This window comes from Wenzhouxiangella limi (assembly GCF_010499265.1).
Classification (GTDB): Bacteria; Pseudomonadota; Gammaproteobacteria; order Xanthomonadales; family Wenzhouxiangellaceae; genus Wenzhouxiangella; species Wenzhouxiangella limi.
On the sequence record NZ_JAAGSC010000031.1, the window covers coordinates 313955 to 329975 of the forward strand.

General features: G+C 63.9%; 17 protein-coding genes and 1 tRNA gene. 14 read left to right on the plus strand and 4 right to left on the minus strand.

The genetic code is table 11. From position 1 onward, the window contains the following. Positions 1–10: 10 nt before the first annotated feature. From pheT to folE2, 5 genes are all read left to right on the plus strand, one after another. Positions 11–2386: a phenylalanine--tRNA ligase subunit beta gene (gene pheT / locus G3I74_RS03085; RefSeq protein WP_164210104.1), complete on the plus strand. Its 2376-nt coding sequence runs from the start codon at positions 11–13 to the stop codon at positions 2384–2386. Between the two features lie 4 nt (positions 2387–2390). After that, positions 2391–2690 carry an integration host factor subunit alpha gene (locus tag G3I74_RS03090; protein WP_164210105.1) on the plus strand — a complete coding sequence of 100 codons (300 nt, stop codon included), beginning with the start codon at positions 2391–2393 and terminating at the stop codon, positions 2688–2690. Continuing rightward, the gene (locus G3I74_RS03095) at positions 2671–3027 is read left to right on the plus strand and encodes a MerR family transcriptional regulator (RefSeq protein ID WP_164210106.1); all 357 of its coding nucleotides are present in this window, start codon (positions 2671–2673) and stop codon (positions 3025–3027) included. The genes G3I74_RS03090 and G3I74_RS03095 overlap by 20 nt, the downstream gene beginning before the upstream one ends. Positions 3028–3075: 48 nt before the next feature. Then, a tRNA-Pro gene (locus tag G3I74_RS03100) sits at positions 3076–3152 on the plus strand. Between the two features lie 145 nt (positions 3153–3297). Further along, on the plus strand, positions 3298–4242 hold the full coding sequence (folE2, locus tag G3I74_RS03105) for a GTP cyclohydrolase FolE2 (protein ID WP_164210279.1): 945 nt from the start codon (positions 3298–3300) through the stop codon (positions 4240–4242). A 10-nt stretch (positions 4243–4252) separates the two neighbouring features. On the opposite strand, the gene G3I74_RS03110 is transcribed toward folE2, so the two are convergent. The 3 genes from G3I74_RS03110 to G3I74_RS03120 are packed head-to-tail and all read right to left on the minus strand — an operon-like array spanning position 4253 to position 7456. Then, positions 4253–5140, minus strand: coding sequence for a hypothetical protein (locus tag G3I74_RS03110; protein ID WP_164210107.1), 888 nt, complete (start codon positions 5138–5140; stop codon positions 4253–4255). Next, on the minus strand, positions 5137–5949 hold the full coding sequence (locus G3I74_RS03115) for a M23 family metallopeptidase (protein WP_338063047.1): 813 nt from the start codon (positions 5947–5949) through the stop codon (positions 5137–5139). The genes G3I74_RS03110 and G3I74_RS03115 overlap by 4 nt, the downstream gene beginning before the upstream one ends. Next, positions 5942–7456 (minus strand): LysM peptidoglycan-binding domain-containing protein, encoded by a 1515-nt coding sequence (locus G3I74_RS03120; protein ID WP_164210108.1) that lies wholly within the window; start codon positions 7454–7456, stop codon positions 5942–5944. The genes G3I74_RS03115 and G3I74_RS03120 overlap by 8 nt, the downstream gene beginning before the upstream one ends. A 307-nt stretch (positions 7457–7763) precedes the next feature. On the opposite strand from G3I74_RS03120, the gene G3I74_RS03125 reads away from it, so the two are divergent. The 8 genes from G3I74_RS03125 to nqrM are packed head-to-tail and all read left to right on the plus strand — an operon-like array spanning position 7764 to position 14931. Beyond that, entirely contained in the window at positions 7764–9107 is a 1344-nt protein-coding gene (locus G3I74_RS03125) for a Na(+)-translocating NADH-quinone reductase subunit A (protein WP_164210109.1), read from the plus strand. Continuing rightward, positions 9108–10364 (plus strand): NADH:ubiquinone reductase (Na(+)-transporting) subunit B, encoded by a 1257-nt coding sequence (locus tag G3I74_RS03130; RefSeq protein WP_164210110.1) that lies wholly within the window; start codon positions 9108–9110, stop codon positions 10362–10364. Further along, positions 10354–11133 (plus strand): Na(+)-translocating NADH-quinone reductase subunit C, encoded by a 780-nt coding sequence (locus G3I74_RS03135; RefSeq protein WP_203594477.1) that lies wholly within the window; start codon positions 10354–10356, stop codon positions 11131–11133. The genes G3I74_RS03130 and G3I74_RS03135 overlap by 11 nt, the downstream gene beginning before the upstream one ends. Before the next feature lie 2 nt (positions 11134–11135). Further along, the gene (locus tag G3I74_RS03140) at positions 11136–11804 is read left to right on the plus strand and encodes an NADH:ubiquinone reductase (Na(+)-transporting) subunit D (protein WP_164210112.1); all 669 of its coding nucleotides are present in this window, start codon (positions 11136–11138) and stop codon (positions 11802–11804) included. A 19-nt stretch (positions 11805–11823) separates the two neighbouring features. Beyond that, a complete protein-coding gene (nqrE, locus tag G3I74_RS03145) occupies positions 11824–12444 on the plus strand; it encodes an NADH:ubiquinone reductase (Na(+)-transporting) subunit E (protein ID WP_164210113.1) in 621 nt (206 codons plus the stop codon). After that, on the plus strand, positions 12441–13676 hold the full coding sequence (nqrF, locus tag G3I74_RS03150) for an NADH:ubiquinone reductase (Na(+)-transporting) subunit F (protein WP_338063048.1): 1236 nt from the start codon (positions 12441–12443) through the stop codon (positions 13674–13676). The genes nqrE and nqrF overlap by 4 nt, the downstream gene beginning before the upstream one ends. Next, entirely contained in the window at positions 13657–14715 is a 1059-nt protein-coding gene (locus G3I74_RS03155; RefSeq protein WP_203594478.1) for an FAD:protein FMN transferase, read from the plus strand. Before nqrF ends, G3I74_RS03155 begins: the two co-directional genes overlap by 20 nt. Further along, positions 14716–14931 carry a (Na+)-NQR maturation NqrM gene (nqrM, locus tag G3I74_RS03160; RefSeq protein ID WP_203594479.1) on the plus strand — a complete coding sequence of 72 codons (216 nt, stop codon included), beginning with the start codon at positions 14716–14718 and terminating at the stop codon, positions 14929–14931. On the opposite strand, the gene G3I74_RS03165 is transcribed toward nqrM, so the two are convergent. Continuing rightward, the gene (locus tag G3I74_RS03165) at positions 14915–15418 is read right to left on the minus strand and encodes a CBS domain-containing protein (RefSeq protein WP_203594480.1); all 504 of its coding nucleotides are present in this window, start codon (positions 15416–15418) and stop codon (positions 14915–14917) included. The two genes, nqrM and G3I74_RS03165, sit on opposite strands and share 17 nt — an antisense overlap. A 150-nt stretch (positions 15419–15568) precedes the next feature. Between G3I74_RS03165 and G3I74_RS03170 the strand changes: the two genes are divergently transcribed. Further along, the gene (locus tag G3I74_RS03170; RefSeq protein ID WP_164210114.1) at positions 15569–15997 is read left to right on the plus strand and encodes a CBS domain-containing protein; all 429 of its coding nucleotides are present in this window, start codon (positions 15569–15571) and stop codon (positions 15995–15997) included. Positions 15998–16021 lie beyond the last annotated feature (24 nt).

Genomic DNA, 16021 nt, shown 5'->3' on the forward strand with positions numbered 1-16021 from the left:
GGGGCCTTGCGTGAAGATCAATTACCAGTGGCTCAAATCCTGGGTCGACACCGACCTGGACGCAGCCGGTGTTGCCGAGCGTTTCACCCTGGCCGGCCTGGAAGTCGACGATTGCAGCCCGGTGGCCCCGGCGCTGAACGGTGTGGTGGTCGGTTCAATCGTCGATGTTCAACCGCACCCGGACGCCGATCGTCTGCGCGTCTGCCGCGTGGTCGGCGATGATCAGGAGCGCACCATCGTCTGCGGCGCGCCGAATGCGAGGGTGGGGCTGAAGGCGCCGCTGGCCACGGTCGGTTCCGTGTTGCCGGGCGGGCTGAAGATCAAACCGGCCCGCCTGCGCGGCGTTGCCTCGGAGGGCATGCTGTGTTCGGAACCGGAGCTGGGTCTGGGCGATGACGCGGCCGGCCTGATGGAACTCCCCGACGACGCGCCGGTGGGGAAAAGCCTCACGGCCTACCTGGGGCTGGACGATCACGTCCTGGACATCGATCTGACACCGAACCGGTCCGACTGCCTGTCGGCACGGGGACTGGCGCGGGAGTTGTCGGCATTGACCGGCGTGCCGGTGACCGGCCCCACGTTTGCCCCGGTGCCAGCGGTCGACGATTTCGCGCTTGACATCGAGCTGCAGTCGCCCGCCGATTGCCCCTGCTACCTGGGCCGGATTGTCCGCGGGGTGGACGTGGGCGCGCAAACCCCGCTGTGGATGGTCGAAACCCTGCGCCGCTGCGGGATTCGCAGCCTCGGCCCGATTGTCGATGTCACCAATTATGTGTTGCTGGAACTCGGGCAGCCCATGCACGCCTTCGATTTTGACAAGCTGTCGGGTGGCATCCGGGTTCGACGAGCTCAGGCTGGTGAGCGCATGGTTCTACTCGACGAGCGCGAGGTTGAGCTGGATCCCGATATGCTGCTGATCTGCGACCGCGAAGGCCCGCTGGCCATTGGTGGCATCATCGGCGGGCTGGACTCGGCCGTCAGCGACGCCACGACCGATATCCTGCTGGAATCGGCCTGGTTCAACCCGGCGACCATCGTGGGTCGCGGCCGCCGCCTGGGCCTGGCCACGGAGTCGGCGCATCGCTTCGAGCGCGGCGTCGACCCCGAACTTCAGCGTCAGGCCATTGAGCGGGCCACTGAGCTCGTCATGGCCATTGCCGGCGGCCGTCCCGGTCCCGTGCTGGAAGCTTTCGATCGGGCGCATCTGCCGGGCCCGCGCGAGGTGAAAGTGCGACCGGAGCGCGTCAATCGCTTGCTCGGCACGGATCTGTCGGATACCGAAATCGGTTCTACGCTGGTTCGTCTGGGCATGTCGGTGCAACCCGCAGGCAGCGCGTTCCGAGTCATTCCGCCGTCGGCCCGGCGGGATATCGAGATCGAGGTCGACCTGATCGAGGAAGTCGCCAGGCTGCAGGGCTACGATCAGTTGCCGAGCCGGTCGCCGGGCGGGCGCCTGAGGCTGGCACCGAGCGCCGAGGCGGAGGTGCCGCTCCGTACCCTGCGCCGGCAGCTGGCCGCCCGGGGCTTCCAGGAGATCATCACTTGGAGCTTCATAGGCGAGGAGGATCTGGCGCGGCTCGGAATGGCTGAAGGCGCGCAACGACTGGCGAATCCGCTCAACCGCGATATGGCGGTTCTGCGCACCAGCCTGCTGCCCGGCTTGCTCAAGACGGCGGGCGCCAACTTCCGTCGCCAGCAGGACGACTTTCGTCTCTTCGAGCTAGGAACCTGTTTTGTCAATGACTGCGACGGCTTTCATGAGCCGAACCGCCTGGCTTTGTTCATGACCGGCCGACTCAGCAACGAGCACGCGCTTGGTGCCGGCCGCCCGATCGATTTTTTCGATCTCAAGGGCGAGGTCGAACAATTGCTGGCGCTCAACCGGATTCAAGGGGAACTTCGTTTCGAGCGCTCCGAGCAAGCCTGGCTGCACCCCGGCCAGGCTGCCGAACTGTATCTCGATGATCAGCCGATCGGATCCCTGGGGCAGGTGCATCCGGCGCTGGCACGGGCGCTGGACTGGGCCGGTACGGCGTTCGTCGCCGAACTGGACGCTGATCGAATTCGTGCGTCGGTTCTGCCCAGCCACCGTCGCGGGTCACGCTATCCCTCCTTGCGTCGGGATATCGCCGTTGTGGTGCCGGAGCAGACGCCGGCTTCTGACCTGATGGCGGAAATCCGACGAACGGGCGGCAAAATTGTCGAAAAATGCGTCATTTTTGATGAATATCGCGGAGAAGGTATCGAAAGTGGGCATAAAAGTCTGGCTATAGGGTTGATTCTTCGCGATGTTTCGCGCACCCTAACGGATGAAGAAGTGGATCGGGTTGTGGGTCGTGTCGTTGACGGTCTGGGCCAGAGCTTTGGGGCGAAACTGAGAGGATAAGCGTATGGCGTTGACCAAGGCCGACCTGGCAGCCACCTTGTTCGACGAAGTCGGGCTGAACAAGCGGGAAGCGAAAGAATTTGTGGATGCCTGGTTTGAATCGATCAGAACGGCGCTGGAGACAGGCGATCACGTCAAGTTGTCCGGCTTCGGCAATTTCCAGCTTCGTGACAAGGGCCAGCGCCCGGGTCGAAACCCCAAGACGGGAGAAGAAATTCCCATTTCCGCCCGGCGGGTGGTGACATTCCGTCCGGGTCAGAAACTGCGAGCAAGAGTGGAAGGCTATGCTGGATCCCGGAAGTAATCAGGAGCTACCGCCGATCCCGGCCAAACGCTACTTCACCATCGGTGAGGTCAGCGACCTTTGCCTGGTCAAGCCGCACGTTCTGCGCTACTGGGAGCAGGAGTTTCCTCAGCTCAAACCGGTCAAGCGGCGCGGCAACCGGCGTTATTATCAGCGCCACGATGTGCTCATGATTCGCCAGATTCGCAGCCTGCTGCATGAACAGGGGTTTACGATTCTCGGGGCCCGGCAGCAGCTGGAAGGCGATGATGCGCAGGACGACGTGACGCGCAGCCAGCAACTCGTGCGTCAGATGCGCATGGAACTCGAGGACGTACTGCAGGTTCTTCGGCGCTGAAGCGAACCGCGCAGTTTGCGGTTAAAATAAGCGCGCAAGTTTGTCGGTCGGAGCGTAGCGCAGCCTGGTAGCGCACCACAATGGGGTTGTGGGGGTCGAGAGTTCGAATCTCTCCGCTCCGACCATTTTTCTTTCACTCGCCGTTTCTTTCCCGCTCACAGTTCCTTTATTGTCACTGGCGTGTAATCGCGCATCGAAAAGCAATGCCGCGTCGCGGCCACTGGAACTGGAGACCACTGGATCATGACCGAAAAAACCAAGCTAGCCCGCATGCCCGATATCGCCAGTCACGCCGAGGTTCAGGTGGCCGGCAAACTTGACTGGGTCGGGATGAACGAGATCGAACTGCCGATCCTGCTCGATGGTCCCGACGGACGGCAAGTCCAGACCAACGCTCGCATCAGCGCCTTCGTGAACCTGGCCGAACCGGAAAAGCGCGGGATCCACATGTCCCGACTATACCTGCACCTGGACCGGGCTTTGGCGGAGCACTCGATCACGCCGGCGGCTTTGAGACATTTGCTGCGCGACTTTCTCGAGTCGCACGAAGATCTCAGCACCCAGGCGATGGTGCGTCTGGATTTCGAGTACCTGATTCGGCGAAAAGCGCTGGTCAGCGACAACAGCGGCTGGAAGCAGTACCCGATCAGCCTTATTGCCAGCCTCAACGGTCGCGATTTTGCGATGGAGATGGCTTTCCAGGTGATCTACTCCAGCACCTGTCCGTGCTCCGCGGCTCTCGCGCGCCAGCTCATCCAGGAGCAGTTCCGCAAGGACTTTGGCGATGCCAATATGCTGGATGCAGGCACGGTCCACGAATGGCTGGGCAGTGAGCAGGGCATTCTGGCCACACCGCACTCGCAGCGTTCGGCGGCCGATATCCGTCTGCAGTTGGCGCCGACCTTCGAGGCCTTCCCCTTCGTGGAAATGATCGACGTGATCGAGGATGCGCTCAAAACCCCGGTCCAGGCCGCCGTCAAGCGCGAAGACGAACAGGCGTTCGCCCTTCTGAACGGACAGAACCTGATGTTTTGCGAAGACGCCGCGCGGCGGGTTCAGACAGCCTTGAGCGAACAGGAGCGGGTCGGTGATTTCTGGGCCCGGATCAGCCACTTCGAGAGTCTGCATCCCCACAACGCGGTCGCCATCGTGACCAAGGGGCTTGAAGAGGGCTATCAGCCGATCGACGGCCATCCGACCGGTTGGAAGGTCTGATCTTCTGCCCTCAGCGCCGGGGCGGGCGTCTTTCCAGGTCGACCTGAACCCGCTCCAGCGCCAGGCCGATTCGTGCAGCCTGGGGTTCGCCCCAGGACTGTCCGAGAACCTGGCCGGTTCGCGCTTCGGTCACCTGGAGGTAGAGCAGCGGTTCCCCCGGCTGCTGTCCGGCGATCAGGTCCAACCCGACCAGGATGCCCAGGCTCATGCCGGCCGCATCCACGGGTTCGAACCGGCGTCCACCGACATCGACCGCCATTCGCTCCGCAGTCCGCCAGCCGGACCCGTCCCGATCGCGAACCCGAACCTGACCCCGGAACTCACCCAGGCGATGAAGCCTCAGGATATCGGGCTCTGCGTCGGCGTCGCCGCCCGGGGTGGATAACTGATCCGCGATCACGATCTGGCTGCCATCCAGCGCGATTTCCTTGAGCAGCCCGACGGCCTGCTCTCCGGTACCAAAGCGACATTGCGCCGGGTCGGTTTCGCCGGAAATGACATCCCCCCGCAGACGGAAGCGCATCCGGCAGCCCCGGGCAGAAGCTGTGCCATCGGACTGAAGGGGAATGAATCTCCCGGGGATGAAAGGCGAGGGGCCGACCCGCTCCAGTGCCAGGATAAAGCCGCGCTGGCGGGACTCGCGCTCTTCGCGCAGTTCCAGCAGCAGATCTGAATTTTCCCCGAAGCGCGCGCTGAGGGTCATTTGCACGCCTGGGCTTTCCTCGTCCAGTCGGCGCGCTGCGCCGTAGCGCCCGGGCATCCGCGCGGCGAGTGCTTCCAGCTTTCCGATCGCGCCCGTTTCCGACCCGGCTGTCGCCTCGTCATTTCTGGAGGGGATTGTTGCGCAGGCGCTCAGGATCAGCGCGCCCGTGACCAGCACGATGGCTTTTGGGCTCATTCTTCGTCGCCGGCAAGCAGCAACTCGGGATCAATACGGACATCGCCCAGGCTGATGCGCCAGTCCAGGTGCGGACCGGTGGCGCGTCCGCTGGCGCCAACCCGGGCGATCACATCGCCCTGTTCCACCCGCTGTCCGGACTCGACCAGGATTTCGCTCAAGTGAAGAAAAGCGGAGACCAGACCGTGACCGTGATCGATGAACAGAGTGCCGCCGGAGAAATACATGTCCGAGTGCACCAGGCTGACGATACCGCCGGCTGGTGCCTGCACCGGCGTGCCGGTCGGCGCGGCAATGTCGAGGCCCCAGTGCGGAGCCCGGGGCTCGCCATTGAGGATGCGCTGCGAGCCGTACACGCCGGTGACACGACCCGCCAGCGGTCGGACAAAGCCGGCCTCCCAGTCGACGCGTTCATCGCGGCGCGTGCGGGCCTCGCGCGCCAGCGCCGCTTCATCGCGAATTCGCGCCAGGACTTCCGGGCGCGGTGTGACCTTTTCAGGGGGCAGCCCGTCAATGCGCTGGATGTCGAACTCGCGTGGCTCGGGGATCAGCGCTTTCTCCCAGCTGCGGTCGTCGGGCAGGCGCACGACCAGGCGCTGCGCGTCCTCTGCGTCCCGGCCGAAACCCACCAGAAAGCGGCCATCGTCGGTCACCATAATGGGCTGGTCGTCCAGCATGACCCTGCTGCCCGGCGGCGCTGAGCCGATCAGGAGGCCGCCCTGGGTCAGATTGCCCGAAAGATCGACTTCGGCGTGTCCCGGGGCGACGATCAGCAACGCGATAAAAAGCAGATTCCGCAGCTCAGGCACGATCACCTCCGCGCACGGTCAGCACCTGTCCCGGCCGCAGTACGCTGTCCTCGTCGAGGCCGTTCCAGCGCAGCAGGTCGGCCAGGCGAACGTCCAGGCGGCGCGAGATCAGCCACAGCGAATCGCCGCTGCGCACGGTGTAGCGCACGGGTTCAGGCGCCGCCCCGCGACCGGCAGGGCCTTCCATGTGAATCACCAGGCGCTGCCCGGGCTGAATCAGGCTGCCCGATCCCAGCCCGTTCCAGCGCTGGACATCCGCGACGCTGACCGAGTAGCGGCGCGCGATGATCCAGAGGCTTTCGCCCGGCCGCACCTGGTGCTGGAAACGCCGGGTCGGCAGCAGGCGCTCCTGCAGTCGCGCCAGTTCCGGATAGCCGTCTGACCAGGGCAAATCGGTCTGGACTGTGGCCTGAGTGGACGGCAGCCGGAGACGCTGGCCGATGCTGAGGTGATCGTCGCGAAGCCCGTTGACCTCGCGCAGCGCCGAGAGACTGGTCTGGTGGCGAAGGGCCAGGCTCGAGAGCGTATCGCCGCGGCGGACGACGATTTCCTCGAAATCTACACGCTGGCGGCTATGGGCCTGCGGGAGCACGTTCATCACGTCTTCGGCCTTTGCGACCGGCACGATCAGGTGATGCGGACCGTCCGGCGGGGTGAGGTGCCGGTTCAGGCCGGGGTTGAGCGCCACCAGTTCGGCGATGTCGAGATCGGCCAGCGCAGAGACGGCCACGACATCGGTCGGACCGGGCAGTTCGATCCGAGCGATCAGCGACTCGTCGCGCCAGACCGGCCGGCGCCAGCCGAAGCGTTCCGGCTCGCGAAACAAACAGGCCAGCCCGTGCAGCTTGGGTACGTAGGCCAGGGTTTCCCGGGGCAGGGGCAGGGCGTCCCACCGGGTGGAACGATTGCGTGAGCGATTGCTGCGAATCGCGCGTCCCACGCGGCCCTGGCCGCCGTTATAGGCCGCCAGCGCCAGGTTCCAGTCACCCTCGAAGAGATCATTGAGGTAGGCGAGGTAGTCCAGGGCCGCCCGGGTGGCGGCGTAGACGTCGCGTCGGCCGTCATACCAGTCGTTGATCTCCAGGCCGTGATCGCGCGCGGTCGGGCTCAGGAACTGCCACGTGCCGGAAGCCTGGCCGTGCGAATAGGCAAACGGATCGTATGCGCTTTCCACGATCGGTAAAAGGGCCAGCTCGCCGGGCATCTGGCGGCGTTCGAGCTCGCTGGTGATGTCGTGCATCCAGGGATGGGCGCGGTCCAGAACGCGGGCCATGTAGTCGGGCCGGTCCCCGAACCACTGCGCCCATTCCAGCGCTCGACTGTCTTGAGGGCATGCGGCAAATTCAAAGCGATCCACCAGCCGGGTGAACAGATCGGTTTCCCGGGGCTCGCCGGCATCCGCGGCCCGGACCGGTTCTGGTCCCCTGCCGACGCGGCGCAGCGCGCGGTCAACCACATCGAAGGGCTCATCCAGGCTTGCGCGCAGGTAGAACGGTACGGCAGGCAATGGCGCGCTGGTTGTCGTATCTTCCGGTCGGGGCGTTACCGTCGCGCAGGCGCTTAGAAAGATGAACGACGCGAGTGCGGCCAGACGAAGTATATGGGCATGGAAAGACAGACGACACCTCCGGAGAACGAAAGCAACTGGTCATTATCGCTCAAGCGGAGGCACGGTCAAGCCGAAAGAAAAATCCAACTCATCAGGCCTTGATTTCAACGGTATTCTGTTGCTAGCGTATGGCGGCTTTTTGGCTGCCGAACAGACAAATGAGACAAAAGGCGCCAATGATCAAGGCTGGAGGGATACAACGAGGATGATCCGGATTCGGAAAGGTCTGGAACTGCCGCTGTCCGGGCCGCCGGAACAGCGGATCGAGCCCGGGTCGGCGGTCCGCTCCGTGGCGGTTCTGGGCGGCGATTACCCGGGCATGCGCCCGACGCTGCACGTCGCCGAGGGCGACCGCGTGCGTCGCGGTCAGCTGCTGTTCGAGGACAAGAAAAACCCGGGCGTGCGCTACACGGCGCCGGCAGCCGGTCGTATCCAGGCCATCCACCGCGGCGAGAAACGCTTCATGCAGTCCGTGGTCATCGAGCCGGGCGACGGCGGCGATGAGGATTTCAGTGCTTTTCGCCCCGGGTCGGCCGCCCGCCTGGCACCCGAGGCGGTGCGGGCCCTGCTGATCGAGTCCGGCGAGTGGACGGCGCTGCGGACCCGGCCTTTCGGCCAGGTCCCGGCGATTGATTCTGTGCCCGCGGCGATCTTCGTTCGGGTGATCGATACCCACCCGCTCGCGCCTGACCCGGCGGTCATCGTCGAGTCCGAGCTTCAGGCCTTCGAGAAGGGCCTGAAGGTACTGCAGGCGCTGACCGATGGCCCGGTCTGGGTCTGTCGGCCACCGCACTCCGGCCTGCCCAGCTTCAGCGGCGAGCGCGTGCGCGAGGAAGTTTTCGCCGGACCGCATCCGGCCGGTAACCCGGGCACGCACATCCACTACCTGTGCCCGGTCGGCCGGGGCCGGGTGGTCTGGAGTATCGATTACCAGGACGTCATAGCCTTCGGCCACCTGTTTGCGACCGGCAAGCGCTACACGCGGCGAGTCATCGCGCTGGCCGGGCCGCGCGTCAAGCGCCCGCGGCTGGTTGAAACCCGGCTTGGTGCAAGCGTCGAAGACCTGTGTCGGGATGAACTGGTCGAGGGGAGCAACCGGATTATTTCGGGTTCGGTTTTCAACGGCCACCACGCGCGCGGACCGCTGGCCTGGCTCAGCCGCTGGTCGAACCAGATCACGGTGGTGCGCGAAGATCGGGATCGTCGCCTTTTCGGCTACCTTTCGCCGGGCCTGGAGCGCCATTCGGCGCTGAATATCTACTTGTCCAGGCTGCGCCCGGGCCGGCGTCTGGATCTGACCACCACCACCAACGGCAGCGAGCGGGCGATGGTCCCGCTGGGCCAGTACGAGACGGTCATGCCGCTTGATATCCTGCCCACGCAACTGCTGCGCTCGCTGGTGGTCGGCGATCTGGAAATGGCCGAGGCGCTGGGCGCACTTGAGCTGGTAGAGGAAGACCTTGCGCTGTGCGCCTACGTTTGCGTGGGCAAGTATGAATACGGGCCGATCCTGCGCGACGTGCTCGAGCAGATTCAGAAGGAGGGTTGAGTGGGACTGAGAGCTTTCGTGGACCGGCGTGTCGCCCCGCACTTCGAGCGCGGCGGCAAGTATCACCGGTTTTACGTCTTCTACGAGATGTTCGACACCATGCTCTACAGCCCGCCGAGCACCACGCGGGCGACCGCCCACGTGCGCGACGGCCTGGATCTGAAGCGGGTGATGATGACGGTCTGGTTTGCGGCGCTGCCGGCGCTGTTTTTCGGCATGATCAACGTCGGCTACCAGGCCAACCTGCAGATCAGCGAGTTCGGCTACGACCCGATTCCGGGATGGCGGACCGACCTGGTGGCCCTGCTGGCCGGCTTTGATCACACCAGCTGGGTCGCGAACCTGCTGCACGGGGCGGTCTACTACGTGCCGATCTTCATCGTCACCTACGTCGGCGGATTCATCTGGGAAGGGCTGTTTGCCTGGAAGCGCGGCCACGAGGTCAACGAGGGTTTTTTCGTTACCGGGATCCTGTTTACCCTGATCCTGCCACCGACCATCCCGCTGTGGATGGTGTTTCTCGGCATCAGCTTCGGCGTGGTGCTGGGCAAGGAAGTCTTCGGCGGCACGGGGAAGAATTTTCTCAATCCCGCCCTGACCGGCCGCGCTTTTTTGTTTTTCGCCTATCCGGCCAGCCTGACGGGCGATTCGATCTGGACGGCGGTGGACGGGTTTTCCGGCGCCACGCCGCTGTCCATGGCCGCCCAGGGCGGTCTCGACTACAGCGCTGGGCTGACCGCCAATGCGTCGTTGTCACCCGAGGTGGACCTGACCTGGATGCAGACCGCGCTGGGCGGAATCCAGGGCTCGATCGGCGAAACATCCACCCTGGTGATCGCCATTGGCGCGCTGATCCTGCTTACCACCAGGATTGCCTCGTGGCGCATCATGCTGAGCATGCTGCTGGGGATGGTTGGCATGGCGACGCTGCTGAACTGGTCCGGCAGCGAAACCAATCCGATGTTCGCGATGCCCTGGTACTGGCACCTGACCCTGGGCGGCTTCGCGTTTGGCCTGGTCTACATGGCCACCGACCCGGTCTCGGCATCCATGACCAACGCCGGCAAGTGGGTATTCGGTATCCTGATCGGCGTCATGGTCGTGCTGATCCGGGTCATCAACCCGGCATTCCCCGAAGGTGTCATGCTGGCGATCCTGTTCGGCAACCTGTGTGCGCCGCTGATCGATTACGTGGTCATCAAGGCCAATGTTGCCCGACGCAGACGACGATTGCAGGAGGTGGCCGGTGAGGGATAAGAACAGCGCAGCCAACGTCCTGCGGATCGCAACCGTCGTTTGCCTGGTCTGCGCCGTCATCGTATCGACCGCGGCGGTCACGCTGCGCCCTTTCCAGGCCGAAAATCGCGAGACTTTCCGGCAGCTCAACGTGCTCAAGGCCGCCGGCCTGTACATGGAGGACATGGACGTTGAGCGCGCTTTCCAGCGGGTCGAGCGCCGGGTGGTCGATTTCGACAGCGGTGAATACGTCGATCCGCCGGGTGGGTTTGACCCGGTCCGAGCGGTCCGCGATCCAGCCCAGTCGAACGCGCTGAGCGGCGACCCGGCCGGAATCGGTCGCCGGACCCACTATGGCGAGGTCTTTCTGGCCCGGTCCGAAGACGGTACCCTTGAAAGCGTGATCCTGCCGGTCCACGCCTATGGCCTTTGGTCAACCATGTACGCGTTTCTGGCCCTGGAGGCGGATCTGAAAACCGTCTCGGGTATCAGCTTTTTCGAGCACGGCGAGACCCCGGGGCTGGGCGGCGAAATCGAAAACCCGCGCTGGCAGCAAGACTGGGTAGGCAAGCAAGTCCGCGACCCCGACGGCGATGTCCGGTTCCGGGTTGATCGTGGTGCCACCCCCGAAGGCGTAGTCGATGCCGAGCACCGCATCGACGGCCTGTCGGGCGCGACGATTACCTCGCGCGGGGTGGAGAACATGGTTCATTTCTGGCTGGGGGAGCAGGGCTATGGTCCCTACCTGGCCCGGCTTGAAACTCGAATGCAAACCGGAGAGGTGTTGTAGACATGGCGCAACTGAAAACACGCGACGTGCTGCTGGGGCCGGTGTTCGCCAACAATCCGATCGCCCTGCAGATTCTCGGGATCTGCTCGGCGCTGGCGATCACGACCCAGCTGAGCACGACGGTGACGATGTGTCTGGCGGTGATGTTTGTGCTGACGCTGTCGAATTTCTTCGTCTCGCTGATCAGAAACATCATCCCCTCGAATATCCGCATCATCGTCCAGATGACGATCATCACCACGCTGGTGATCGTGGTCGATCAGTTTCTGCAGGCCTTCGCCTTCCAGCTCAGCCGCGAGCTGTCGGTGTTCGTCGGCCTGATCATCACCAACTGCATCGTCATGGGAAGGGCCGAGGCCTTTGCGATGCAGAATCCGCCGCTGATTTCGGCCATCGACGGGCTGGGCAACGCGCTGGGCTACTCGGTGGTGCTGCTGATTGTGGGCTTTTCGCGCGAGTTGTTCGGCTCGGGCAGCATCTTCGGCGTCCAGGTGCTGCCGCTGGTCAGCGAGGGCGGCTGGTACCAGCCCAACGGCCTGATGCTGCTGCCGCCGAGCGCGTTCTTCCTGATCGGCGGGTTCATCTGGATCTTGCGCAGCGTGCGCGTCGAGCAGGTCGAAAAAGAACCCTTCGAGATCGTGCCCAATACCCGGACCTCTCCGGCGTTCTGATGCGATAGGAGCGCGCCTGATGTTCGAACATTACCTCAGCCTTTTCCTGCGCGCGGTGTTCGTCGAGAACATGGCGCTGGCCTTCTTTCTGGGCATGTGTACCTTCCTGGCGATCTCGAAAAAGGTCGAAACCGCGCTCGGGCTGGGCATTGCCGTGGTCGTGGTCCTGACCCTGACGGTGCCGGTCAACAACTTCATCCTGCACAATTTTCTCGACGAGGGTTCGCTGGCCTGGACCGGCATCGCGGCGCTCGAGCAGGTCGACCTGCGCTTTCTGGGCCTGATGTGCTACATCGGCCTGATCGCCGCCATCGTCCAGATCCTGGAGATGTTTCTCGATCGCTACGTCCCGGCGCTGTACAACGCGCTGGGCATCTTTCTGCCGCTGATCACGGTCAACTGCGCCATTCTCGGCGCCAGCCTGTTCATGGTCGAGCGCAACTACCAGTTCGGCGAGTCGGTGGTGTTCGGCTTCGGCGCCGGGGTGGGCTGGGCGCTGGCGATCGTGCTGCTGGCCGCGATTCGCGAAAAGCTCAAGTACAGCGACGTGCCCGAAGGCCTGCGCGGTCTGGGGATCGTGTTCATCATCACCGGCCTGATGTCGCTGGGCTTCATGTCGTTTGCGGGAGTACAGCTGTGATCTGGACCGAAATCATCGCCGGGGTGGTCATGTTCACGGGCAGCGTGCTGGTGATGGTGGCGCTGATCCTGGTCGCGCGCTCGCGCCTGGTCAGCACCGGTGAGGTCAATATCGAAATCAATGGCGATCCCGACAAGGCGGTGACCACCAGTGCCGGCGGCAAACTGCTGGGCACGCTGGCCGAGCAGGGGATTTTCCTGTCGTCGGCCTGCGGCGGCGGCGGGACCTGCGGTCAGTGCGTGTGCAAGGTCATCGAAGGCGGTGGCGACGCGCTGCCGACCGAGCGCGAGAAACTTTCGCGCGGCGAGATTCGCGCCGGCAAGCGCCTGTCGTGCCAGGTCGCGGTCAAGCGCGACATGAAAATCGAGGTGCCCGAAGAGTTTTTCGGCGTCAAGAAGATCGAGTGCGAGGTCATCTCCAACGACAACGTCGCGACCTTCATCAAGGAACTGGTGCTCAAACTCCCCGAGGGGCTGGACGTCAAGTTCCGCGCCGGCGGTTTCATGCAGTTTGCCATCCCCAGCTTCGAGGCCCGCTTCGGCGACTTCCAGGTGCTCGAGGAATACCGCGAGGACTGGGACCGGTTCGACCTTTTCAAGCTCAGCCTCAACAACCGCGAGGAAGAAACCGTCCGCGCCTATTCCATGGCCAACTACCCGGAAGAAAAAGGCGTGCTCAAGTTCAATATTCGTATTGCCACGCCGCCGCCGCGCCAGGCCGATGCGCCACCGGGCATTGCCTCGACCTACCTGTTCAATCTCAAGCCCGGCGACAAGGTGACCGTGTTCGGCCCGTTCGGGGAGTTCTTTGCCAAGGACACCGACGCCGAGATGGTGTTCATCGGGGGTGGTGCCGGCATGGCGCCGCTGCGGGCCCATATCTTCGACCAGCTCAACCGCCTGAAAACCGACCGCAAGATCACGTTCTGGTATGGTGCGCGTTCCCTGCGCGAGGCTTTCTACGTCGAAGAATTCGATCAGCTGGCCGCCGAGCATCCCAACTTCGAATGGCATCTGGCCCTGTCCGACCCGCTGCCCGAAGATAACTGGGAAGGCTACACCGGCTTCATCCACCAGGTGGCACTGGACAATTACCTCAACGATCACCCGGCACCCGAAGACTGCGAATACTATCTGTGCGGGCCGCCGATGATGAATTCCGCCGTCTTGAGCATGCTCGACGACCTGGGCGTGGAGCCAGAAAACATTCTGCTTGACGACTTTGGTGGCTGAACGCGCTCGACAGACCGCCGGCCGCACGCGTTTGCTGCTGCTGGCGCTGCTGGTGCTATGCCTGTCCGGCTGCAGTCGGCCGCCCGAAGCGCTGACCCTCGAGGGCCAGACCATGGGGACCTACTGGATGGTGCGCCTCGGCAGCGTACCGGACGGGTTCGCCAGCGACGAACTTCGGGCTCAGATCGAGGCGGTGCTGGAGCAGGTCAACGACGAGATGAGCACCTACCGGCCTGACTCGGCGATCAGCCGCTTCAACCGCGCCGAGCCCGGCACCGCCTTCGACCTGCCGTCCGGATTTGCCCGCGTGCTCGGCGAGGCCCTGTACTGGGCCGAGCAGACCGATGGCGCCTTCGATCCCACCGCCGGTCCGCTGGTCAACCTCTGGGGCTTTGGTCCCGGCGACTCGGAACGCACCATCCCGCCGCCCGAGCGCATCGACCAGGTCAAGGCCGGTGTCGGCTGGCAGCGCCTGGTCTACGACGCCGACCGCGCCCGCCTGACCCAGCCTGGTGAGCTCTACCTCGATCTATCGGGTATCGCCAAGGGCTGGGGCGTGGACGTGGTGGCCGAGCACCTGCTCTCGGTCGGGATCGAGGATTTTCTGGTCGATATCGGCGGCGAGTTGCGCGTCAGCGGCACCCGGCCCGACGGGACGCTCTGGCGGGTCGGTATCGAGCGACCGGCCGCCGATCGGCGCGAAGCCGTCACGATCGTGGAGGTCAGCGATCTGGCCATCGCCACCAGCGGCAACTACCGCAACTTCTTCGAAGCCGAGGGTGAGCACTTTTCCCACCTGATCGACCCGCGCAGCGGCCGCCCGATCAGCCATTCGACCGTCTCGGTGACGGTGGCCGCCGACACCGCCGCCGCTGCTGATGCCCTGGCGACCGCGCTCAGCGTAATGGCCATCGACGAGGCCTGGCGGTTTGCCAGCGAGCGTGGACTGGCGGTATTCTGGCTTGTGGCCGACGAGCAGGCGCTCAGCGAGCGCATGACGCCGGCCTTCGAGCAACTGCTGAACACCGGAGAGACCTAGATGCTGACCACCGTGATCGTAAGCGCCGTCGTAATGCTGGTTCTGTTTTTGGCCATGATGGTCGGCGTGCTGATGGGCAGAGAGCCGATCAAGGGTTCGTGCGGGGGCATTGGCGGAACAGGCGAATGCCCGTGCGGGCGCACCCCCGGCAGTTGCAGCACCGATCCAGCCGTTGCCGCCGAGCGGGATCGGCGCGCCCTCAGCGCTTCAGAATGAAGCGGTGGTTGATGATTTCGGCCAGGTTGGGCGGAAACTTCTTCGATTTCCTTTCCTTGAAGGCTTCCTGGTAGAAGCCGTTGAGCGCGTGCAGGATGTCGCTGCGGCTGACGATGCCCAGCAGGCGTCCCTCGGCGGCGACCGGCAGGTGCCGGTAGCGGTGGTTGACGAAGATCGAGGCCAGGGTAAAGATATCCATCTCCGGCTCCACGCATACCGGATGTCGCTTCATCATTGTTTTTACCGTCTGGCGCGGCGCCGGCGAGCCGAAAAAAACCTCGTTGGAGAGGTGTTCCAGGCAGTCGCCTTCCGACAGAAATCCGACCAGGAGGCGGTGACCTTCGGCGTCGTCTTCGACCACGGGTGCGTTGGAGACCTTGTGGCGCTTGAGAAACCGGATGGCCTCGGCCAGCGACATGTCGGGCGTCACGGTATGCACCTTGCGCGTCATGAAGTCCTGGGCCTGCGGGGTGGTGGGCTGATTCACTCTTCTGAAGACTCCCTGGAAACCACGTCAGCTGAGGACTTGAGTATAAACACTGTCAGTCCTCGTTCGGGCCGAGCGGGACGGTTTTTCGCGGCCCGGGCCTGAGGCTATACTGCACTTCATAACAAACAGACTCAAAAGGAGCAGAGGGTGCATAACATTCGTCAGATTCTGGCAGGGAAAGGAGACGAAATCTGGTCGGTCAGGCCGGATGATTTCGTTATTGACGCGGTCCGGGAAATGGCGCGCTATCGCGTCGGCGCCATGCTGGTCATGCAGGACGGCGAAATGAAAGGGATGTTCTCTGAACGCGACTATGCCCGCAAAGTCATCCTCGCCGGGAAATCCTCGCGTGAGACGACGGTGGAAGAGGTCATGAACGCGCCCGTGGTCACTATAGACCCGCGTGCGACTGCTGAAGAAGGCCTTGCCTTGATGACCGGAAAACGCATTCGCCACCTGCCGGTGGTCGAAAACGGCAAGCTCCTCGGCCTGGTCTCGATCGGGGATCTCGTCAATGCCGTTCTCGGGGATCAAAAGCGCCTGATCGAGCAGCTCGAAAGCTACGTCCGCGGCTGATTCCGTTTGACCGCCGGCCCCTTT